Origin of the sequence: Rhodoferax sp. (genome assembly GCF_039922535.1) — a bacterium.
Classification (GTDB): domain Bacteria; phylum Pseudomonadota; class Gammaproteobacteria; order Burkholderiales; family Burkholderiaceae_C; genus Rhodoferax_B.
In genome coordinates this window covers 1-20,970 of sequence record NZ_JBDTEM010000294.1, presented here as the reverse complement: position 1 = coordinate 20,970, position 20,970 = coordinate 1, and the positions used below count along the sequence as shown (strand labels likewise).

General features: G+C 61.6%; 24 protein-coding genes and 1 tRNA gene. 16 read left to right on the top strand and 9 right to left on the bottom strand.

Annotated elements, in window-relative coordinates; genetic code table 11:
• Positions 1–62: 62 nt before the first annotated feature.
• Positions 63–2,786 carry an Hsp70 family protein gene (locus tag ABI213_RS13890; protein ID WP_348005447.1) on the top strand — a complete coding sequence of 908 codons (2,724 nt, stop codon included), beginning with the start codon at positions 63–65 and terminating at the stop codon, positions 2,784–2,786.
• Positions 2,787–2,855: 69 nt separating this feature from the next.
• Here ABI213_RS13890 and chvE read toward each other — a convergent pair whose 3' ends face one another.
• On the bottom strand, positions 2,856–3,932 hold the full coding sequence (gene chvE / locus ABI213_RS13885) for a multiple monosaccharide ABC transporter substrate-binding protein (RefSeq protein ID WP_348005448.1): 1,077 nt from the start codon (positions 3,930–3,932) through the stop codon (positions 2,856–2,858).
• 86 nt (positions 3,933–4,018) lie between these two features.
• Here chvE and ABI213_RS13880 point away from each other — a divergent pair, with 86 nt between their 5' ends.
• Both ABI213_RS13880 and ABI213_RS13875 read left to right on the top strand, forming a co-directional pair.
• Entirely contained in the window at positions 4,019–4,600 is a 582-nt protein-coding gene (locus tag ABI213_RS13880) for a 3'-5' exonuclease (RefSeq protein WP_348005449.1), read from the top strand.
• A 22-nt stretch (positions 4,601–4,622) separates the two neighbouring features.
• Complete coding sequence (locus tag ABI213_RS13875) at positions 4,623–5,198, top strand: restriction endonuclease (RefSeq protein WP_348005450.1); 576 nt, start codon at positions 4,623–4,625, stop codon at positions 5,196–5,198.
• Here ABI213_RS13875 and lipB read toward each other — a convergent pair.
• The 4 genes from lipB to ABI213_RS13855 are packed head-to-tail and all read right to left on the bottom strand — an operon-like array spanning position 5,183 to position 8,108.
• A complete protein-coding gene (gene lipB / locus ABI213_RS13870; RefSeq protein ID WP_348027553.1) occupies positions 5,183–5,809 on the bottom strand; it encodes a lipoyl(octanoyl) transferase LipB in 627 nt (208 codons plus the stop codon). The genes ABI213_RS13875 and lipB overlap by 16 nt on opposite strands.
• A 59-nt stretch (positions 5,810–5,868) precedes the next feature.
• Positions 5,869–6,171 (bottom strand): DUF493 domain-containing protein, encoded by a 303-nt coding sequence (locus ABI213_RS13865; RefSeq protein WP_348005151.1) that lies wholly within the window; start codon positions 6,169–6,171, stop codon positions 5,869–5,871.
• Positions 6,172–6,187: 16 nt separating this feature from the next.
• A complete protein-coding gene (locus tag ABI213_RS13860) occupies positions 6,188–7,096 on the bottom strand; it encodes a D-amino acid aminotransferase (protein WP_348005150.1) in 909 nt (302 codons plus the stop codon).
• A 19-nt stretch (positions 7,097–7,115) separates the two neighbouring features.
• Positions 7,116–8,108, bottom strand: a complete 993-nt coding sequence (locus ABI213_RS13855; protein WP_348005149.1) for an MBL fold metallo-hydrolase — start codon at positions 8,106–8,108, stop codon at positions 7,116–7,118.
• A gap of 243 nt (positions 8,109–8,351) precedes the next feature.
• Between ABI213_RS13855 and ABI213_RS13850 the strand changes: the two genes are divergently transcribed.
• The 9 genes from ABI213_RS13850 (at position 8,352) to ABI213_RS13810 (ending at position 15,659) form a co-directional block, all read left to right on the top strand.
• Positions 8,352–8,828 carry an ATP synthase subunit I gene (locus ABI213_RS13850; protein WP_348005148.1) on the top strand — a complete coding sequence of 159 codons (477 nt, stop codon included), beginning with the start codon at positions 8,352–8,354 and terminating at the stop codon, positions 8,826–8,828.
• A 21-nt stretch (positions 8,829–8,849) separates the two neighbouring features.
• Complete coding sequence (gene atpB / locus ABI213_RS13845; RefSeq protein WP_348005147.1) at positions 8,850–9,761, top strand: F0F1 ATP synthase subunit A; 912 nt, start codon at positions 8,850–8,852, stop codon at positions 9,759–9,761.
• Positions 9,762–9,849: 88 nt separating this feature from the next.
• Complete coding sequence (gene atpE / locus ABI213_RS13840) at positions 9,850–10,095, top strand: F0F1 ATP synthase subunit C (RefSeq protein ID WP_076196444.1); 246 nt, start codon at positions 9,850–9,852, stop codon at positions 10,093–10,095.
• Between the two features lie 38 nt (positions 10,096–10,133).
• Positions 10,134–10,604, top strand: a complete 471-nt coding sequence (locus ABI213_RS13835) for a F0F1 ATP synthase subunit B (protein ID WP_348005146.1) — start codon at positions 10,134–10,136, stop codon at positions 10,602–10,604.
• Positions 10,605–10,618: 14 nt separating this feature from the next.
• Positions 10,619–11,149: a F0F1 ATP synthase subunit delta gene (locus ABI213_RS13830; protein ID WP_348005145.1), complete on the top strand. Its 531-nt coding sequence runs from the start codon at positions 10,619–10,621 to the stop codon at positions 11,147–11,149.
• An 88-nt stretch (positions 11,150–11,237) separates the two neighbouring features.
• Entirely contained in the window at positions 11,238–12,791 is a 1,554-nt protein-coding gene (gene atpA / locus ABI213_RS13825; RefSeq protein WP_348005144.1) for a F0F1 ATP synthase subunit alpha, read from the top strand.
• A gap of 20 nt (positions 12,792–12,811) precedes the next feature.
• Entirely contained in the window at positions 12,812–13,690 is an 879-nt protein-coding gene (atpG, locus tag ABI213_RS13820) for a F0F1 ATP synthase subunit gamma (protein ID WP_348005143.1), read from the top strand.
• A gap of 57 nt (positions 13,691–13,747) precedes the next feature.
• On the top strand, positions 13,748–15,175 hold the full coding sequence (gene atpD, locus ABI213_RS13815) for a F0F1 ATP synthase subunit beta (protein ID WP_348005142.1): 1,428 nt from the start codon (positions 13,748–13,750) through the stop codon (positions 15,173–15,175).
• 67 nt (positions 15,176–15,242) lie between these two features.
• The gene (locus ABI213_RS13810; protein ID WP_348005141.1) at positions 15,243–15,659 is read left to right on the top strand and encodes a F0F1 ATP synthase subunit epsilon; all 417 of its coding nucleotides are present in this window, start codon (positions 15,243–15,245) and stop codon (positions 15,657–15,659) included.
• Between the two features lie 174 nt (positions 15,660–15,833).
• Here the strand turns inward: ABI213_RS13810 and ABI213_RS13805 are convergent, their stop codons facing one another.
• Genes ABI213_RS13805 through ABI213_RS13795 form a run of 3 tightly spaced genes read right to left on the bottom strand, consistent with a single transcriptional unit; the run spans position 15,834 to position 17,833 of the window.
• On the bottom strand, positions 15,834–16,346 hold the full coding sequence (locus ABI213_RS13805) for a TPM domain-containing protein (protein WP_348005140.1): 513 nt from the start codon (positions 16,344–16,346) through the stop codon (positions 15,834–15,836).
• 5 nt (positions 16,347–16,351) lie between these two features.
• Complete coding sequence (locus tag ABI213_RS13800) at positions 16,352–17,242, bottom strand: TPM domain-containing protein (protein WP_348005139.1); 891 nt, start codon at positions 17,240–17,242, stop codon at positions 16,352–16,354.
• A 6-nt stretch (positions 17,243–17,248) separates the two neighbouring features.
• Positions 17,249–17,833, bottom strand: a complete 585-nt coding sequence (locus tag ABI213_RS13795) for a LemA family protein (protein ID WP_348005138.1) — start codon at positions 17,831–17,833, stop codon at positions 17,249–17,251.
• Positions 17,834–17,953: 120 nt separating this feature from the next.
• Between ABI213_RS13795 and ABI213_RS13790 the strand changes: the two genes are divergently transcribed.
• The 3 genes from ABI213_RS13790 to ABI213_RS13780 are packed head-to-tail and all read left to right on the top strand — an operon-like array spanning position 17,954 to position 20,001.
• Positions 17,954–18,403 carry a nuclear transport factor 2 family protein gene (locus ABI213_RS13790; RefSeq protein WP_348005137.1) on the top strand — a complete coding sequence of 150 codons (450 nt, stop codon included), beginning with the start codon at positions 17,954–17,956 and terminating at the stop codon, positions 18,401–18,403.
• A gap of 53 nt (positions 18,404–18,456) precedes the next feature.
• Positions 18,457–19,452: an alpha/beta fold hydrolase gene (locus tag ABI213_RS13785; protein WP_348005136.1), complete on the top strand. Its 996-nt coding sequence runs from the start codon at positions 18,457–18,459 to the stop codon at positions 19,450–19,452.
• A 6-nt stretch (positions 19,453–19,458) separates the two neighbouring features.
• Positions 19,459–20,001, top strand: a complete 543-nt coding sequence (locus ABI213_RS13780) for a DUF2946 family protein (RefSeq protein ID WP_348005135.1) — start codon at positions 19,459–19,461, stop codon at positions 19,999–20,001.
• Between the two features lie 94 nt (positions 20,002–20,095).
• Here ABI213_RS13780 and ABI213_RS13775 read toward each other — a convergent pair whose 3' ends face one another.
• A complete protein-coding gene (locus ABI213_RS13775) occupies positions 20,096–20,686 on the bottom strand; it encodes a c-type cytochrome (RefSeq protein WP_348005134.1) in 591 nt (196 codons plus the stop codon).
• 130 nt (positions 20,687–20,816) lie between these two features.
• Here ABI213_RS13775 and ABI213_RS13770 point away from each other — a divergent pair.
• A tRNA-Arg gene (locus ABI213_RS13770) sits at positions 20,817–20,892 on the top strand.
• The last annotated feature ends 78 nt before the right edge of the window (positions 20,893–20,970 follow it).

The following is a 20,970-nucleotide window of genomic DNA, read 5'->3' as shown; positions in this document are numbered from 1 at the left end:
AGGGGAAGTTGGTTTAACTATAAAAACAGCTTCTACCGCATATTTCACCTGCGTAGGAAGCTATGGTTAAAGTAGCAAAGGCAGCCCCGTCTTTCACCGTCGGCATCGATCTGGGTACCACCCACACGGTGGTCGCTTTTGCCGCACGCGGGGCGGCCAAGATCCAGCTATTCGCCATTCCCCAGTTGGTCGCGGCGGGCGAGGTGGCTCCGCTGCCGCTGCTGCCCTCGGTGCGCTTCCACCCCGCGCCTGGCAGCTTGCCGCCCGCTGATCTGCAATTGCCCTGGCCGTCGGCGGAAACGGCCGTACTGGGTCGCTTCGCCCTGGACCTGGGCGCGCAGATGCCGGGGCGGCTGGTGGCCAGTGTCAAAAGCTGGTTGTCACACACCGCCGTGGACCGCACCGCGCCTATCCTGCCCTGGGGCGCGCCCGACGAGGTGGGCAAAGTCTCACCCTTGGCCGCCAGCGCCAGCACCCTGGCCCATGTGCGCGCCGCCTGGAACGCCCAGCACCCGCAGGTCCCGCTGGCGCAGCAGGACATCGTGCTCACCGTGCCCGCGTCTTTCGACGAAGGGGCGCGCGCGCTGACGCTGGAAGCCGCCAAACTGGCCGGTTTGCCCACGGTGCGCTTGATCGAAGAACCCCAGGCCGCCTTCTACGACTGGGTTTACCGCCACCGAAAAACCTTGGCCGACGACCTGCACGCCACCCGCCGCGTGCTGGTGGTGGACGTGGGCGGCGGCACCACCGACCTGACGCTGATCGACGTGGATCTGGTGGATGGCGAGCCCAAGTTGACCCGCACCGGCGTGGGCGACCACCTGGTACTGGGCGGCGACAACATGGACTTGGCGCTGGCGCATCTGGTCGAGTCGCGCCTGGGCGGCAGCGAGCGCTTGTCCGCCGCGCAACTGGCCCAGCTCACCCAGCGCTGCCGGGCCGCTAAAGAGCTGCTGTGGAGCCCCGGCGCAGCGGAATCCACCACCGTCACGCTGCTGGGCAGTGGCTCTAAACTCATCGGCGGCGCACGGTCAGCGCCTTTGTCGCGCGCTGATCTGGAGAACATCCTCGTCGAAGGCTTCTTTCCCTCCGTCGCCGCTGATGCTGTGCCCCAACGCGCCCGCAGCGGCCTGGTGGCTTTGGGCTTGCCCTACGCCAGCGACGCGGCCATCACCCGCCATGTCGCCGCCTTTTTGCAGCGCCACTCTGAAAAATTACCCGATGCCTTGCTGCTCAACGGTGGCGTGTTCCACGCCGATGCGTTGGCCCAGCGCCTGCACCAGACGCTGAACGGCTGGACAGAAACGCCGCTGCAACTGCTGCACAACCCGCACCTGGATGCCGCTGTGGCCCGTGGTGCGGTGGCCTACGCGCTGGCCCGCGCAGGCAAAGCCCCGCGCATCGGCGGCGGCTCGGCGCGCAGCTACTTTCTGGTGTTAGACGACGGCATCACCAGCCAGCGGGGGATTTGCGTGCTGCCCTTTGGAGCCGAAGAGGGCAAAGCCTGCACCCTGGCCGACCGCACCTTCGCCCTGCGCCTGGCCCGCCCGGTGCGCTTTTATTTGGCCAGCAGCGTGACCGACACCCGCTCCCAACCGGGCGCGCTGGTGGATTTGTCCACGGGCGGCTTTGTGCGCCTGCCGCCAATTTCCACGGTGATGGCCACCGTGGTGCAGAGCGAGAGCGGCGCCCGCGAAGTGCTGGTGCAGCTCAGTACTTCGCTCACCGAAGTCGGCACGTTGGAAATGCACTGCATCGCCGTGGACGACCCTGCGCAGCGCTGGCAGTTGGAATTCCAGCTACGCGGCGATGCGCCCGCGGTGACCGAAGTTGCGCCGCACCCCCGCCTGGCCGATGCCAGTGTGGCGATCGCCCGCGTCTTCGGCGACCGCAGCCAGGGCGTGGAGGCCAAAGAGGTGAAACAGCTCCGCGCCACTCTGGAGCGCCTGCTGGGCAGCCGCGAGGGCTGGGACACGCCGTTGCTGCGCACCCTGTTCGCCCAACTGCTAGCCAGCGCCAAACGCCGCCGCCGCACCGCCCAGCACGAGCGCCAGTGGTTCAACCTGACCGGCTACGCCCTGCGCCCCGGTTTCGGCCACCCGCTGGACGACTGGCGGGTGCAGCAGATGTGGGAGCTCTTTGCGCCCGGCATCGCCCACAGCCATGAGCCGCAGCAGTGGTCCGAATGGTGGACTCTGTGGCGGCGCATCGCCGGGGGGCTCACCGCCGAGCAGCAGGACATGGTGTTTGAGGCCATCGCTTTTTATCTGCAGCCTGTGGGCGGGCAGGATGTGCCCACGCCAGACGGCCCGCGCATGCAGGGCCTGGACGACCTGCTGCGCATGGCCGCGTCGTTTGAGCGCCTGTCGGTGGCGAACAAGCTGCAGTTGGGTAATTGGCTGTTGCAACGTCTTGAGAAGCCCGGCGAGAACCCGCAAACCTGGTGGGCATTAGGCCGCATTGGGGCCCGCCAGCCGCTGTACGCCAGCCTGCACCACGTGGTGCCGCCCGATACCGCCGCCGTGTGGCTGGAAGCCCTGCTGGCCGCCGACTGGTCCCAGGCCGAACCGGCTGCCTTCGCCGCCACCCAAATCGCCCGCGCCACCGGCGACCGCGCCCGCGACATCCCCGAGGCCCTGCGCCAGCGGGTGCTGGACTGCCTGGTGGCCGCCCGCGCGGCACCCGGCTGGATCGCCATGGTGCGCGAGGTGACGGTGCTGGACGCGGCCGACACCAAGCGCGTGTTTGGCGAGTCGCTGCCGGTGGGCTTGAAGCTGGTGGATTGAGAGTGCTATTTTTTAAATAGCTGCCTGCGCAGGTGGAATATGCGCCAAGGGCCTATTGGGCTTAAATTTCTAGCGGAACTGCTCGGCCTTGTAATACCCGCTGTCGACCAGCGTGGCGCGCCAGTTTTTCACGTCCACCAGCACCGGTTTCAGCAAAAACGCGGGCACGACTTTCTCGCCGTTGTTGTAGGTTTTTTCGTCGTTCACGGTGGGCTTTTTGCCGGTCAGCAGGGCATCGACCATGGTGGTGGCGACTTGGGCCAGGTCGCGGTTGTCTTTGAACACCGTGGAGGTTTGTTCGCCCCGGACGATGGAGCGCACCGAGGGCAGCTCTGCGTCTTGCCCGGTGACGATGGGCAGCGGCTGGCCGCCCTGGCCGTACCCTGCCTTTTTCAGCGCTTCGATCAGGTCGATGCTGATGCCGTCGTAGGGCGACAGCACGGCGTCCAGGTGCTGCTTGGCATAGTTTTTGTCCAAGATGCCCGACAGGCGCGCGCGGGCGACCGAGCCGCTCCAGCGCAGGGTGGACACCTTGTCCATGCCGATCTGGCCCGAGCCAACCAGCAACTGGCCTTTGTCCAGGTAGGGTTTGAGCACCGATAGGGCACCGTTGTAGAAGAAAAACGCGTTGTTGTCGTCGGGCGAGCCGCCAAACAGCTCGATGTGGAACGGCCCTTTGCCCGCCGCCAGACCGAGGCGGTTGGCAATGTCGCTGCCCTGCATCACGCCGACCTGGAAGTTGTCAAAGGTAGCGTAGTAGTCCACGTGGGGGCTGCCGCGGATCAGCCGGTCGTAGGCGATGACCTTGACACCTTTGTCGGCGGCGGCTTTCAGCACCGGGGCTAGCTTGGTGCCATCGATCGCACTGATCACCAGCACGGTGGCTCCGTTGGCCAGCATGGCTTCGATCTGGGCGATCTGGGTAGGGATGTCGTCGTTGGCGTACTGCAAAATGGCGCGGTAGTCCAGTTTGTCCAGCGACCGGGTCATGGCCAGGCCTTCGATCACCCAGCGCAGCGAGGTGATGGTGGGCAGGGCGATACCGATTACCCCTTTTTCGCGTTTGTTGGTGGTCTGGGACCAGGCCGTCAGCGCCCATAGGCTGCCGACTAAACCACCCACTAGCCGTCGTCGGTCGGATTGCATGTTGTTGTCCCCGTTGGTATTGTTCTCTTTTGATCCTAGCAGACAGGCTACGCTGCGCTCCTGCCGACCTTACTTGCGTATCCGCCATGAAAAAAATCGCCCCCACCAAAGCCGAAACCGCCCTGCTGCCACCGCTGCAGGGTTTGGCGTTGGACCGCATCTTTGTGCCCGCCACGCAGGCTGAATTTGCTGCCGCTACGGCCGACATCCTGGCCGCCGGCGCAGTGGGCTTTGACACCGAAGCCCGGCCCACCTTTGCCCCCGGCGAGGTCAGCGATGGTCCGCACGTGGTGCAGTTTGCGCTGCCCACCAAGGCCTATCTGTTCCAGCTGCACCGGCCCGATTGCCGCCCCTGCCTGCTGGAGATTTTGCAGTCCGACGCGGTGCGCAAAGTGGGCTTTGGGCTGGAGCAGGACCGGGGGCAGATCCACGCCAAGTTCGGGGTCACCCTGCGCGCCGTGCTGGACCTGAACGCGATTTTCCGTAAGGACGGTTTTGGCACGTCGATGGGTGTGCGGGCCGCCGTAGGCGTGGTGCTGCGCCAGCGCTTCCACAAATCCAAAAAAACCACCACCTCGAACTGGGCGGTGGCGCAGCTCTCGCCCACCCAAATGCTGTACGCGGCCAACGATGCGTATGCGGCGCTGAAGGTGTTTCAGGCGCTGTAGCCGCCGCCTTTACACTGCGGCCATGAAATTTAAAATGGCCAAAAACTCTCTTTTCGCAGTGCTGCTGCGCTCGCCGTGGTGGATCAGCATGCTGCTGGTGCTGGCATTTGGGTTGGTTTCATTTGCGCTGCTGCCCAAGGCCTATGTGCCGTTTGGCCTGCTCGGGACGATGCCGTTTTTGGTGATCGGGCTGATCGCCGCCTCGCGCCAGTGGGATCTGCCCAGCACCGCGAAAGTAAACGACATGCTGGCCCAGGCCACCGCCATGCCCTGGCGCGAATTTGCCGATGCGCTGGACGCGGCCTACCGCGCCAAGGGCTACACGGTGACGCGGCTGAACGGTAAGGCGGCCGATTTGCAACTGCTGAAAGACGGCCAGACCACGCTGGTGGCCGCTAAGCGCTGGAAAGCCGCCAACCACGGGGTGGAAGCCCTGCGCGATTTGGCGGCGGCCAAAGAGGCCCAGAGCGCTGCTGCCTGCGTCTACATCAGCATCGGCGGCGTGACGGATACGGCAGAGCAGTTCGCCAAAGCACAAGGCATCACGCTGGTGGCCGACGTGGCCCTGGCGCAGTTGCTCCTTCAGGCGGCTAAATAACGCTCTAGTTTTTGCGCAAACACCTGTGCCGCCTCGGCCCAGGTCACGTCTACGCCCAAGCTGGCCATGTCCACGGTCTGCAACCCGGCGTAGCCACAAGGGTTGATGCGGCCGTAGGGCTCCAGGTCCATGGCCGCATTCAGCGCCACCCCGTGGTAGGTGCAGTGGCGGCTGACTTTGATGCCCAGCGCGGCGATTTTGCCCAAATAAGTGGGGTTAGATTCCAATTGTTGGGACGTGAAATCTGCCTCCAGCCTGGCGTGGCCAAACGGGTCTTGCAGGCGCACGTAAATGCCCGGCGCACCCGGCACGCGCAGGCCGGTGATGCCGAAATGGGCCAGGGTTTGCACTACGGCTTCTTCCAGTCGGAATACGTATTCCTTCACAAAATAGCCCGCGCGCTTCAAATCCAGCAGCGGATACGCCACCACCTGGCCCGGCCCGTGGTAAGTCACCTGGCCGCCCCGATTCGTCTGCACCACCGGGATGTCGCCCGGCAGCAGCAGGTGCTCGGCCTTGCCCGCCAGCCCCTGGGTGAATACCGGCGAATGCTCACAAATCCATAGCTGGTCACGCTCATCTGCTGCGCGTTGGAGGGTGAAAGCCTGCATTTTTTCGACCGTGGGCAGATAGTCCACGCGGCCGAGGATGTGGGGCACCAGCGCCTCGGTCACAGCGCCATCTTCACCATCGGATGGGAGCTCAGGGTGCGGTACAGCTCGTCGAGCTGTTCGCGGCTGGTGGCGGTGATGGGCAGGGTAATGCCCAGGTACTTGCCGCCTTTGCTTTCGCGCAGTTCTACCGCGCTGGCATCGAAGGTGGGGTCGAACTGGGCGGCGATGGCGGTCATGGCGTGCACAAAGCCATCCGTCTTTTCGCCCATCACCTTGATGGGGAAGAGCGACGGGTACTCGATGAGCGAGTCTTTGCGGGGATCGGTGGGCTCAATGGGGTCGGTGGTAGGTGTGGTCATGGTGGGGTAGGTGGGTTCAGGCGGCTTGGGTAGCGGCGGTGTAGCCCGCATAAAGTTGGGTGTAAACGGGGCCTGGGAGGCCGGTGCCTACGGGCTGGCCGTCCAGTCTGGTGATGGCCAGCACTTCTTTGGTGGCGCTGGAGAGCAGTAGTTCGTCGGCGTGGAGGACTTCTTCGCGGGTGATGCGGCGCAGTTCAAACGGGATGCCCTGGGCGCGGCAGATTTCTTCCATCAAGCCGAAGCGTATGCCTTCCAGCACCAAGTTGTCTTTGGGTGGGCCAACCAGGGTGCCGTTTTGGACCAGCCAGACGTTGCTGCTGGCGGCTTCGCTGAGAAAACCATTGCGGAACATCACGGTTTCCGTCGCGCCTGCATCCACGCCGATTTGCCGTGCAAACACCGCGCCCAGCAGGCTGGTGCTTTTGATATGGGCTTTTTCCCAGCGGAAGTCGTCGGCTGTGACGCAGGCCACGCCCTGGCTGCGCTGGGTGGTGCTGGGCAGGTTCATCTTGGTGGCCATGGCGAACACGGTGGGCGTGATGTCTTGCGGCATGGCGTGGTCGCGCAGGGCCACGCCGCGGGTGATCTGGAGGTAGACCAGATGGTTGAGATTTATGGGATTTAGGCCGCTGGCGCTGGTGTGTTCTGCATGAGCAGCTACCAATGTTGTAGCAATGGTGCGCCACTCTTCCTGCGAGAGCGGGTTGGCGATGCGCAGCTCGGCCAGGCTGCGGTCGAGCCGGGCCATGTGCTGCGCGAAGCGGAACAAGCGGCCCGCGTAGACCGGCACCACTTCGTAGACACCATCGCCAAAGATGAAGCCCCGGTCCATCACGCTGATTTTTGCGTCGCACAGAGGGGTGTAGGTACCGTTGAGGTAGCAGGGGTAGTCTGGCAAAGAGGGCAAAGAGGGCGAAGTAAGCATGGGGCTATTTTCAACCGTTTCAGCGGGAGGGCAGGGCGCGGGTTTCGCCAATTTTGAGCAGAAAGAACTCTTCCTCCGATACACCCTGGGCGATGCGGGCGGCGGCCAAATCTACCGGCGGCTGGTCCAGTGGCTCGTCGGTCAGGTTGAAGGTACCCCAGTGCACGCCCACGCTGCGTTTGGCGTGCAGGTCGCGGTGGATTTGCACTGCCTCCGCCGGATTAATATGCTGATTTTGCATAAACCACCGCGGCTCGTAGGCACCCACGGCGATCAGAGCGATGTCAAAACCGTCGGGGCTGCGGTCCTGGAAATGCGCGCGGGTGTCCTTGAAATCCTGGCTGTAGCCGGTGTCGCCGCTGAAGTACCAGTGGAAGTCGCCCCCAAACACAGCCCAGCCGCCCCACAGCGTTTGGAAGCGGTCGCCCAGGGCGCGGGCCGTCCAGTGCTGCACGGGAGTGAGGTGGAATTCCACGCCGCGCACCGTGTGCTGTTGCCACCAGTCCAGCTCCACCACGTTGTGGATGCCCTGCCGGGTGAACCAGGCTTTGAGGCGCAACGGTACTATAAAAAGCGTAGCGCCTTGTGCCCGTCTATCCAGCGCCAGCACGGCATTTGTATCCAAATGGTCGTAGTGGTTGTGCGAGATCACCACTACGTCGATGGGTGGCAGGTCGGCCAGCGCCACGCCTGGCGGCTGGGCGCGTTGCGGGCCCATGAACTGCACGGGCGAGGCACGTTCGCTGAACACCGGGTCGGTCAGCACATTCAGCCCGCTGGCCTGCACCAACATGGTGGCATGGCCGACCCAGGTGATGGCGGGCTGCATGGCGGCCCCGGCATTGGCGTGGATGGCGGCCAGGTTGGGTGCGACGATGGGGGTGGGGGTTTGCGGCGGTGGCGGGAGATTTTTGCGCCTGGCATTCCACTGCCAGCGCAACACGTCGCGGGTGGAGCCAGGAACGGCATCGGTGTAGTTGTTCTTGAAGCCGGTGGCGGTGTGGTGCTGCATGGCAAAAAAAGACGGTCAATGAAGTAATGCCACAATGCAGCGCCCTCAGGGAATTCCCATTTGGCGCGGCTTGGCACGCGAACACGCGCCGCAAAGCGTTACAGTTGTATGCAAGCCAAAGCTCTTGCGGGTGTCAAGGGAATATTCGTATAATAGTGGGCTTTACTAAACTTTTCAGTGTGTAAATTTGTGTGCGTTCATGTCAGTCGGGTGTCATAGAGCAAGTTAACAATGTCCCCAAGAATGCATACAGAACTGGAAAAAGAATTAGAAGCTGGGGTAGTAGAGGATGATTTCAAGCCCCTGACGGCTGCGCAAGCGCAAACTTGGCGCCAGCAAACCCCCATGATGTCCATTTGGGCGATTGTGTGGGGGCAGTTGGCAACCGGGTGTCTGGTGGCAATGGCTGCTTGGCTGGTGACCGGCAAGCCTTCAACGGGCTGGTCGGCGGGTTATGGAGCCATGGCGGTGGTGGTGCCTGCAGCGCTGTTTGCGCGCGGTGTCACTGGCAAGCTGGCTCGGACTGTTCCGGGTGCGGCGATGGCAGGATTTTTTGTGTGGGAATTGGTCAAGATTGTCGCCACGGTAGCCATACTGTTTGCGGCGCCCCGGCTGGTTCCAGAGTTAAATTGGCTGGCCTTGTTGGTCGGCTTTGTAGTGACCATGAAGGTGGTTTGGATTGCGCTGATGTTTCGCGCCAAACGCCAACGTACGGCTTAACAGGATTGATGGACTTCACATATGTCGACTGAAAACGCTGCTGAACACGCTGCTACGGAAGGCCCCAAGGCGGGCGAATACATCGTTCACCATTTGCAGCATCTGCAAAAGAACTTCTCGTTTGAGAGCGTCAAGCAAACCCACATTGTGGATTTCAGCCTGTTCAATCTGGATTCCGTGGTGTATTCGGTGATCCTGGGTATTGTGGGTTGCTTCTTCTTGTGGCGTGCCTCGCGCAAGGCGACTTCTGGCGTCCCTGGTCGCTTCCAGGCGGCGGTCGAAATTTTGTCCGAAATGGTCGACACCCAAGCCAAGGGTGTGATCCACAACGCAACCAGCCGCAAGCTGGTGGCACCTTTGGCTTTAACAGTGTTTGTCTGGATTTTCCTGATGAATGGCATGGACATGCTGCCCGTCGATATCTTGCCCAAGATCTGGGAGCACACCTTTGTCGCCAGCGGCGGCGATGCCCACCACGCCTTTATGCGTGTCGTGCCCACCGCCGATCTGTCTACCACCCTGGGTTTGTCGGTCAGCGTTTTGTTTATCTGTCTGGTCTACAACATCAAGATCAAGGGTTTGGGCGGCTGGGCGCATGAGTTGGTGGCCGCACCGTTTGGAGACCACTGGTTCCTGTATCCCATTAATTTTCTGATGCAAATGATCGAGTACCTGGCCAAGACGGTCTCGCATGGCATGCGGCTGTTTGGAAATATGTTTGCTGGTGAATTGGTTTTCATGTTGATCGCCTTGATGGGCGGCACATGGGCCTGGCAGTTCAATCCCCTCGCGGGCATGTTCTGGCTAGGTGTTGGGCATGTGATTGCCGGTACGGCGTGGAGCATCTTCCACATTCTGGTGATCACCTTGCAAGCCTTCATCTTCATGATGTTGACGCTGATTTATGTGGGCCAGTCTCACGAGTCGCATTAACTCCGCCGTTAAATTATTGATTTAACGCGGGCGTTAAGGTTAGTTTTCGCTTTTCTCTTTCTTTTACCTGTACTTTTTAGGATTAATCATGGAAAACATTCTCGGTCTCGTCGCTCTGGCTTGTGGTTTGATCGTTGGCCTGGGCGCCATGGGCGCCTCCATCGGTATCGCTTTGATGGGCGGCAAGTTCCTCGAATCGTCGGCACGCCAGCCTGAGCTGATGAACGAACTGCAAACAAAGATGTTCATCTTGGCCGGTCTGATCGACGCGGCTTTCCTGATCGGCGTGGCTATTGCCCTGCTGTTCGCTTTCGCCAAGCCCTTCGCGATTTAATTTTTGGCCGACCTTTCACGACCGAAAGGAATTAAGCCGTGAACATTAATTCAACCCTGTTTCTGCAGGCCATCGTTTTTGCGATTTTGGTGTGGTTCACGATGAAATACGTGTGGCCCCCGATCACCAAAGCCCTGGATGAGCGGGTGCAGAAAATCTCTGACGGCCTTGCTGCCGCCGACAAAGCCAAGTCCGAACTGACCAACGCCAACCAGCGCGTGGAAGCCGAACTGGCCAAGTCGCGCACCGAGACCGCTTCGCGTTTGGCCGATGCCGATCGCCGTGCCCAAGTGATCGTGGAAGAGGCCAAGGCCCGCGCCACGGAAGAGGGCAACAAGATCGTCGCCGCAGCCCGTGCCGAAGCCGAGCAGCAGACCGTCAAAGCCCGTGAGGTCCTGCGCGAGCAAGTGGCTGCATTGGCTGTGAAGGGTGCCGAGCAGATTCTCCGCAAGGAAGTCAATGCCGGTGTCCACGCGGACTTGCTGAACCGTCTCCAAACAGAACTCTGAGCGGCAGAACGACCATGGCTGAAATAGCAACCATTGCCCGTCCTTACGCCGAAGCGCTGTTCAAGGCTACTGCGTCTGACCTGGACGGCACCGCCGGATGGGTCGATGAATTGGCCGCAATTGCAGCCAACCCCCAGTTGCTCCAGTTCGCCGACAACCCCAAGGTGGAGGTGAGCCAGGTGTTTGAGGTGGTAGCCGGTGTGGCCAAGTCGGCCTTGCCAGATGCCGCAAAAAACTTTTTGCGTATGGTCATCGAGAACGGGCGCCTGGCCGCTCTTCCCGAGATCGCTGCCCAGTTCCGCGCATTGAAAAATGCCCGGAGCGGCTCCTCTGACGCGACCGTGTTCAGTGCTTTTGCGATTGACGCAGAGGCCCTGGCCAACGTCTCGTCGGCGCTGGAAAAGCGTTTTGGACGCAAGCTCAATCTCACAGTGGCTTTGCAGCCGGAGTTGATTGGCGGAATTCGCGTCGTGGTGGGTGACGAGGTTTTGGATACCTCGATCAAAGCCCGCCTGGAACATATGAAATTGGCCCTGACCGCTTAACCATCCCGTTAAGGTCTAGTGCCAGCGTTTTCGGCCAGAGCCCATGGCTCCGGTTGTTTGCTAACTAAAGAAAGAGAAGGAAAGAGTCATGCAACTCAATCCCGCAGAAATTTCTGAGCTGATCAAGAGCCGCATCGAAGGCCTGACGGCCCAAACCGATATCCGCAACCAGGGCACCGTGGTGTCCGTGACCGACGGTATTTGCCGTTTGCACGGCCTGTCCGACGTGATGCAGGGCGAAATGTTGGAGTTCCCCGCCGGTAGCGATGGCCAGCCCACCTACGGCCTGGCACTGAATCTAGAGCGCGACTCGGTCGGTTCCGTGATTTTGGGCGAATACGAACACATCTCCGAAGGCGACATCGTGAAGTGCACGGGCCGCATTCTGGAAGTGCCGGTCGGTCCCGAGCTGCTCGGTCGCGTGGTGAACGCACTGGGCCAGCCGATCGACGGCAAGGGCCCTATCAACGCCAAGATGACCGACGTGATCGAAAAGGTCGCTCCAGGCGTGATTGCCCGTAAATCGGTGGACCAACCCATGCAGACCGGCTTGAAGTCGATCGATGCCATGGTGCCGGTCGGCCGTGGCCAGCGCGAGTTGATCATTGGCGACCGCCAGACCGGTAAAACGGCTGTGGCGATTGATGCCATCATCAACCAAAAGGGCCAGAACATGTTCTGCGTGTACGTCGCGATTGGCCAAAAGGCCTCGTCGATCAAAAACGTGGTGCGTGCCCTGGAACAGGCTGGCGCGATGGAATACACCATTGTGGTGGCGGCTTCGGCGTCTGAATCGGCTGCAATGCAGTACGTTTCGGCCTACTCCGGCTGCACCATGGGCGAATACTTCCGCGACCGCGGCCAAGATGCCCTGATCGTGTACGACGATTTGTCCAAGCAAGCCGTGGCTTACCGCCAAGTGTCGCTGCTGCTGCGCCGCCCACCAGGCCGCGAAGCCTACCCTGGCGACGTGTTCTATCTGCACAGCCGCCTGCTGGAGCGTGCCGCCCGCGTCAATGCCGACTACGTAGAAGCCTTCACCAAAGGTGAAGTCAAGGGCAAAACCGGTTCTTTGACGGCTCTGCCTATCATTGAAACGCAAGCGGGCGACGTGTCTGCTTTCGTGCCGACCAACGTGATCTCGATCACCGATGGCCAAATCTTCTTGGAAACCTCGCTGTTCAACGCCGGTATCCGTCCTGCGATCAACGCCGGTATTTCGGTGTCTCGCGTCGGTAGCGCCGCACAGACCAAGATCATCAAGGGCCAGTCTGGCGGTATCCGTACCGACTTGGCGCAGTACCGTGAGTTGGCGGCTTTCGCCCAGTTTGCTTCGGATCTGGACGAGTCCACCCGCAAGCAGCTGGACCGCGGTGCCCGCGTGACCGAACTGCTCAAGCAAGCCCAGTACAGCCCCTTGTCCGTATCTTTGATGGGTGCCACTTTGTTCGCTGTGAACAAGGGCTTCATGGACGATATCGAAGTCAAGAAGATCCTGGCGTTTGAGCACGGTCTGCACGGTTACCTCAAGGACAAGAGCGCAGCGCTGTTGGCCAAGATCGAAGCCTCGAAAGCACTGGACAAGGAAGCGGAAGCTGAGTTGCACGCTGCTGTGACCGCGTTCAAAAAAACGTTCGCTTAATCCCCAACTAGGAGCCACCCATGGCATCAGGCAAGGAACTACGCACCAAGATCAAATCGGTGGAAAACACCAAGAAGATCACCAAGGCGATGGAAATGATTTCCGTCTCCAAGATGCGTAAAGCACAGGAGCGGATGAAAGCGGCCCGCCCGTACAGCGACAAGATTCGCGATATCGCAGCCAATCTGGGCCAGGCGAACCCTGAGTACGTGCACAACTTCATGAAATCCAACGGCGCCAAGGCCGAGGGCTTTGTGGTGGTGACCACCGACAAGGGTTTGTGTGGCGGTTTGAACACCAACCTGTTCCGCGCGTTGACCCTGAAACTGCGCGCTGCGCAGGCTGCAGGTTTGACCGCGAAAACAGTGGCCATTGGCGGCAAGGGTCTCGGGTTTTTGAACCGTACCGGTGCCCAGGTGGTAGCGCATGTGACCCATTTGGGTGACAAGCCGCACCTGGACAAGCTGATCGGCCCGCTCAAGGTGCTGCTGGATGCCTATGAAAAGGGTGAAATCAGCGCTGTCTACCTGGTGTACAACAAGTTTGTCAGCACCATGAAGCAAGAGGCTGTGGTGGAGCAGTTATTGCCCTTGTCGTCTGACAAGATGCACGCGGAAACCAAGGCCAACGGCACGCAGCATACCTGGGACTACATCTACGAACCCGATGCGCAGTCGGTGATCGACAATTTGTTGATCCGCTACGTGGAGGCGCTGGCCTACCAGGCGGTGGCGGAGAACATGGCCTCCGAGCATGCCGCGCGCATGGTCGCCATGAAGGCGGCTACCGACAACGCGGGTAGCGTGATTGCCGAGCTCAAGCTGATCTATAACAAGACCCGCCAAGCAGCGATCACCAAAGAATTGTCGGAAATTGTGGCAGGTGCGGCGGCTGTTTAAGCTGCGCCACTGTCCCAGTCCGTCACCGATTTCAAGATTCAATTTATGGGAGCAAAAATGGCTCAAGAAAACGCAGAAGTGAACGCCCGCGTTCAGGGAAAAATTGTCCAGTGTATTGGTGCCGTGGTGGACGTGGAATTCCCACGCAGCCATATGCCCCACATTTACGATGCGCTGAAAATGGAAGGCTCCGCGCTGACCCTGGAAGTGCAACAGCAGCTGGGCGACGGCATTGTCCGCACCATCGCACTGGGCTCTTCCGACGGCCTGCGCCGCGGCTTGATGGTCTACAACACCGGCGCGGGCATCACCGTTCCCGTGGGCAAGGCCACCCTGGGCCGCATCATGGACGTGCTGGGTGCGCCCATCGACGAACGTGGTCCTGTCAGCCAAGACCTGACCGCCACCATCCACCGTAAAGCCCCTGCCTACGACGAACTCAGCCCTTCGCAAGAACTGCTGGAAACCGGCATCAAGGTGATTGACTTGATCTGCCCGTTCGCCAAGGGCGGCAAGGTTGGCCTGTTCGGTGGTGCCGGTGTGGGCAAGACCGTGAACATGATGGAGCTGATCAACAACATCGCTAAGGCACACAGCGGCTTGTCCGTGTTTGCCGGTGTGGGTGAGCGTACCCGTGAAGGGAACGACTTCTACCACGAGATGGCTGATTCCGGCGTGGTGAACCTCGAGAACCTCGAAGAGTCCAAAGTGGCCATGGTCTATGGCCAGATGAACGAGCCCCCAGGTAACCGTCTGCGCGTGGCCCTGACCGGTCTGACCATTGCGGAATCGTTCCGTGACGAAGGCCGTGACGTGCTGTTCTTCGTGGACAACATCTACCGCTACACCTTGGCCGGAACCGAAGTGTCCGCACTGCTGGGCCGTATGCCTTCTGCCGTGGGCTACCAGCCTACGCTGGCCGAAGAAATGGGCCGTCTGCAAGAGCGTATTACCTCCACCAAGGTTGGCTCGATCACCTCCATCCAGGCCGTGTACGTGCCAGCGGATGACTTGACCGATCCATCGCCTGCTACCACTTTCGCCCACTTGGACTCCACCGTGGTGTTGAGCCGTGACATCGCTTCGCTGGGTATCTACCCTGCGGTCGATCCACTCGACTCCACCAGCCGCCAGTTGGACCCGTTGGTGGTCGGTGAAGACCACTACAACACGGCCCGTGCCGTGCAGGGCACGCTGCAGCGCTACCGCGAACTGCGCGACATCATCGCCATCATGGGGATGGACGACTTGGCTCCTGACGACAAGCTGGCGGTGGCCCGTGCGCGCAAGATCCAGCGTTTCCTGAGCCAGCCGTTCCACGTGGCCGAAGTGTTTACCGGTTCGCCCGGCAAGTACGTGCCCTTGTCGGAAACCATCCGTGGTTTCAAGATGATCGTCAGCGGCGAATGCGACCACATGCCAGAACAAGCGTTCTACATGGTCGGCTCCATCGACGAAGCCATCGAGAAGGCCAAGAAGGTTTAATCCCCTTCTGCAGAGTGCGGCCTAGGCCGCGCTCTGTACTTCACCACGCTGGACCCAAAGGAAACCTATGACCACCATTCTCGTGAATGTTGTCAGTGCCGAAGAATCCATCTTCTCGGGCGAAGCCAAGTTTGTGGCTTTGCCGGGCGAGGCGGGCGAGCTGGGCATTTACCCACGCCACACCCCCTTGATCACCCGTATCAAGCCAGGTTCGGTACGCATCGAAAAGGCCGACGGCACCGAAGAGTTCATCTTCGTGGCCGGTGGCATTCTGGAAGTCCAACCCAACTGCGTCACCGTGTTGTCTGACACGGCCATCCGCGGCAAGGACCTGGACGAAGAAAAAGCCAATGCCGCCAAGGCCCTGGCCGAAGAAGCCCTGCGCAATGCCAAAGGCCAGCTGGACATCGCCAAGGCCCAATCCGAGCTGGCCATCATGGCCGCCCAGATCTCGGCCCTGCGCAAGTTCCGCCAGAACCGCTAGTCTTTCGCTGACTCCATCCAAAAAGCCGCTTTTCAGCGGCTTTTTTGTGGGCGGAACGCATAGCGCACTTTGCTCCTGTTTTTGATGTTAAAAATAGGAGCTGCTAGCGCAGGTGCTGCCTGCACCAGTGCCCATTTAGGGTTTTGAAAAATGCCCTAAATTTCCCGTAAATACTCAATCAACCAGCACGGGCGTATTCGGCAGTTCATTGCGCCGCACGTCCCCCGGCAGCAGCGGGAAATGCTGCACCAGCACCGCCGACACCTCTTCCAGCGCGGTCGTCAAACCCTCTGCCACCTGGCCCGCCTGCAAGGCCGTGCCCAGGTGCGCCACCATCGCTTGCCATTCCAGCGGTGAAACCCTTGCGTTCACGCCCCGGTCGGCCACCAGCTCGATGGCCTGGTCGGCCAGTAGCAGGTAAATCAGCACACCGTTGTTGTGTTCGGTGTCCCAGACGCGCAGCTTGCCAAACAGCATCACCGCCCGTTCCCGCGCCGAGGCGTTGCGCCGCAGGTAGCTGAGGGGTAAACCGGCTTCGACGCAGATGCGGATTTCGCCGGTATGGCGCTGCTCGCTGGCGCTGACCCGTGTAGTGAGCCGCTCCAGCAGAGCCGGTGGCACGGTGCGGCGGACATCGCCCACATCCCACCAGCAGTGTTTCAGGAATCTGAGGCCATAGTTCCACATGCTGCTTACCACCCCCCGGAGGCACCGCCGCCGCCAAAATTGCCACCACCACCCGAACTAAAGCCGCCACCGCCACCGCCTCTGCGCCCACCCGAACTAAAGCCACCGCCGCCGAAGCCACCTAGCCCACCCAGACCACCGCCCAAGGACGACGATCCTAGCCGCGACAACAGCGTAAACAGCAGTGCTGCCACCCCCGCCACACCCGCAATCACCAGGCTAGCGGACAGCACCCAGGCCAGCACGCCCACGGCCCCGCCCGTGACCACAGACCCCAACTTGGCCCCGAAGATGCTGCGGGCGATGGTGCCCGCAATTGGCACCGCGAACACCGCGAAGATCAGCATTTGCTGCCAGTCGAAACCCTCGGCCTGTTGCGTGGCCCGGGCTTTGGCTTGGGGCGCAGGCAGCGCCTCGCCCTTCACCAACGCCATGATCTGGTCCACTCCGGCATCGACGCCCCCGGCGAAGTCGCCTTGCTTGAAGCGCGGCGTGATCGCGTCCTGGATGATGTTGCTGGCCGCCAGATCGGGCACCGCACCTTCCAGCGTCTTGGCCACCTCGATGCGCAGCTTGCGGTCGTTCTTGGCCACCAGCAGGATCAGCCCGTCGCCTACCTCTTTGCGGCCAATCTTCCAGGCATTGCCCACGCGGTTGGCATAGCTGGCGATGTCTTCGGGCTGCGTGGTCGGCACCATCAGCACCACGATCTGCGCACCGCTGCTGGCTTCAAACGCGGCCAGCTTGGCCTCCAGCGCCTGCTGCTGGCTGGCGCTGAAGGTGGCCGTGCTGTCGATCACATGGCCGGTCAACGCGGGCACTGGTAGCACGCCTTGGGCGTGGCTACACAGCGCCAACAGGGCCAACCAGCACGCAACACATAGGCGCAACAGCATGGTGGCTTACTTCTTGAAGTCCACCACCGGCGGGGCCGCGATGGCGGCCTCGTTTTGCACTGTGAAGCTGGGCTTGGCCTCATAGCCCATCACCTTGGCCGTCAGGTTGCTGGGGAAGCTGCGGGCCAGCACGTTGTACTCCTGCACCGTGCCGATGAAGCGGTTGCGGGCTACGGTGATGCGGTTCTCGGTGCCTTCCAGTTGCACCCGCAGGTCGCTGAAGCCCTTGTTGGCCTTCAGGTCGGGGTATTTTTCTACCGTCACCATCAGGCGGCTCAGGGCGCTGCCCAGTTCGCCCTGCGCGGCCTGGAATTTGGCAAAGGCCTCGGGGTTGTTCAGCGTCTCGGGCGTGACCTGCATCGACGTCGCCTTGGCGCGGGCTTCCACTACCTTGGTCAGGGTGTCTTGCTCAAACGCGGCTTCGCCCTTGACGGTGGCCACGATGTTGGGCACCAGATCGGCGCGCCGCTGGTACTGGTTTAGCACCTCGCTCCAGGCGGCTTTGCTCTGTTCGTCCAGGCGTTGGAAATCGTTGTAGCCGCAGCCGGTCAGGGCGGAGGCGATCAGTAGGGCGGGTAACCAGCGTTTCATATCCATTCCTCCCATAGCGGGTGTTCTTAGCGTTTGACCTTAGCACAGACACCCTGGGCGCTGACCCAAAGCAGGGCAAAATCGACGCACCCCCATCTCCCGTCCAAACCCGTGTAAGCCATGCCCAAAGCCAAACTCCAGGCCGCCACCGTGGGCGGTACTGCCGATGACACCGAAGCCGCCTTTTACGATGCCTTACAAAATGGCGACATCGACAAGCTCATGGCCTGCTGGGCCGACGAGGACGATATCGTCTGCGTACACCCTGGCGGGCCGCGTGTGGTGGGCGCGGCCGCCATCCGCAGCACCTTCGATGCGATGTTTGGCCAGGGCCGCATCCGGGCCTGGCCCGAGCATGTGCGCCGGGTCGATGCGATGGCCAGCGCCGTGCACAACCTGGTGGAGCGCATCGAGGTGATGACCCCCGAGGGGCCGCGCGAGGCCTTTGCCATCGCCACCAACGTCTACCACAAGACCGCCCAAGGCTGGCGCATGGTGGCCCACCACGCTAGCCCCGGCACCGGCCGCGACATGCAGGAGTCGGGCGGCGTGCCCCCGCTGCTGCATTGATTCAATTAAAGAAAAATAGGCCTCTAGCGCCTATTCCACAAGCGTAACCAGCTATGAACTATGTAGCGCCCTGGTGGTTGCCCGGCGGCCACGCGCAAACCATTTGGCCGGCCTTGTACTCGCGCCGTGTCTTTGGACCCCGGCCGCTGTTTCGGCGTGAGCGCTGGATCACGCCCGATCTGGACTTTATCGACGTGGACTTCTGCGATGCCGCCGCCCACATCGCCGACCCGGCGGCCAGCGAGGCCGGGCGGCCTCTGCTGGTGCTGTTCCACGGGCTGGAAGGTTCGTCGGGCAGCCATTACTCTGAGGCCTTTGCCGACTATGCGCGGGCCCACGGCATGGGCTTTGTGGTGCCACACTTTCGCGGCTGCAGTGGCGAACTCAACCTGGGCCCGCGGGCCTACCACTCGGGTGATTTTGAAGAAGTGGGCTGGGTGCTCAAGCGCCTCAAGACCTGGCACCGGGGCAAGGTGATTGCCGTGGGCATCTCGCTGGGCGGCAACGCCTTGCTGCGCTGGGCGGAGGAAATGGGCGACCAGGCGCGACAGGTGGTGCGTGCCGTGGCCGCTGTGTGTGCGCCGACCGACCTGGCGGCCAGCGGCTGGGCTATCGGCCAGGGCCTGAACCGGCAGATATACACCCGCATGTTTTTGCGCAGCATGAAGCCCAAGGCCCTGCGCAAGCTGGACCAGCACCCCGGCCTGTTCGACCGCGAGGCCCTGGTGGCGGCGCGCGACCTGTACGAATTCGACAACATCTTCACCGCCCCGCTGCACGGCTACAACAGCACCGAAGACTACTGGGCCCGCGCCTCGGCCAAGCCGAAGCTGGCGCAGATCCGCATTCCGGCCCTGGTGGTGAACGCCCGCAACGACCCCTTCGTACCGGCCTGGAGCCTGCCGCACCAGGACCAAGTGGGCGCGCACGTCACCCTGTGGCAGCCTAGCCACGGCGGCCATGTCGGCTTTCCCCACGGTCCCATCCCCGGCCACGTGCGCAGCATGCCCGACGCGGTGGGCGGCTGGCTACTCCAAGCGATTAAATAAGACACCATGGACGACATCGTTAAACAAGCCATCGCCAAGTGGCCCAACGTGCCCGACTGCTACGGCTGGCTGGGTCTGGACGCACGCGGCAACTGGTACATGCGTGACGACCCGGCGCAGGCGGCGGGTCCGTTTGCGGGCACCGGGGCCACAGCGTTGAGCAAGGGCTCACGGCTGCTACATGAGAAGCTGATCGACTTCATCCAGCGCAACTACGAAAGCGACCGCCAAGGCCGCTGGTTCTTTCAGAATGGTCCGCAGCGGGTCTATGTGGAGCTGGAAGCCACGCCGTATGTATGGCGCGTGCAGCCCGATTTTTCGGTGCTGGCCCACACCGGCCAAGCCGCCAGGGTGCAGCGTTGCATGCTGGACGAACGGGGCTATTTGTACCTGGACACCGACCTGGGCTTTGGCCTGGTCCACACCCTGGACATGGGCTTTGCGGCCGACGCGGTAGAGCAGGGCCTGTGGGTGCCGCAGCCTGCGGATGCGGCGAATTTGCCCGCCCAGTTCGGCTACGTGCCGAGTCCTCAATTGCTACCAAAATAATAGCTTCTGGCGCAGGTATTATCTGCGCCAAAGGCATATTTGACCATTAAAAAAGGCCGGTTCAACCGGCCTTTTGGGTGTGTGCGTTGCGCGCTTACTTGGCGGCAGACGCGGTGTCTTCGGCTGCAGAAGCCGCAGCAGCGGGTTTTTGTGGCACGGGGAAGCTGGCACCCCCGGCATTGGCCATATAGACCACCGCGCGGGCGACTTCGGTGTCGTCAAAGTCGCCACCGCTTTGCGCGCCCATGGCACCCTTGCCGGTCATGGCGGAGTGCAGCAGTGCTTCATAACCGGTTTTGATGCGTGGGCCCCAGGCACCGGCATCGCCAAACTTGGGCGCACCCACCAGGCCGGCGGTGTGGCAGTTGGTGCACTGGGCTTTGAAGACTTCTTCGCCGGATTTGAGTTCGCGGTTGGCATCGCGGATTTCAACGGCGCCGATCTTCTGGATGCGGGCCGCCAGGGCCTGGCTTTGCGACTGCTCTGTCATGCCGCCCAGGGTCATGGAGTCGGTCGTGTTGGTGCCCGCCGGTTTGGCGGCAGAGACCACGAAGTACACCAAGCCAATGATGGCAAAAATTGGAATCACGAATGAGAAAAACACCGCCAGCAGCAGTTGCTTGGGATTTTTGATAGGACCGCTGTGGTCTTCTTCTGCCGCGTGGTCATGGGGGTTGGCGCTCATGGTGTCCTCAAAACATCGGGTACAAATCGGGGGCTCTAATTAGCCCGCGAGTATAACCGTCGCCCCTTTACACGGCCTGGGAATCGCTGGTTTCGGACCGGTACGGCCAGCAGCTACAATCGCCCACGTTGCGGCTGTAGCTCAGTGGATAGAGTATTGGCCTCCGAAGCCAAGGGTCGTGGGTTCGATCCCCGCCAGCCGCACCATGCAATTCATAGAGAACCCAGCATCCATGCGGGTTCCCAGGCGATAACAGTGTCTTTTTGGTGTGTCAGTTGATGCGA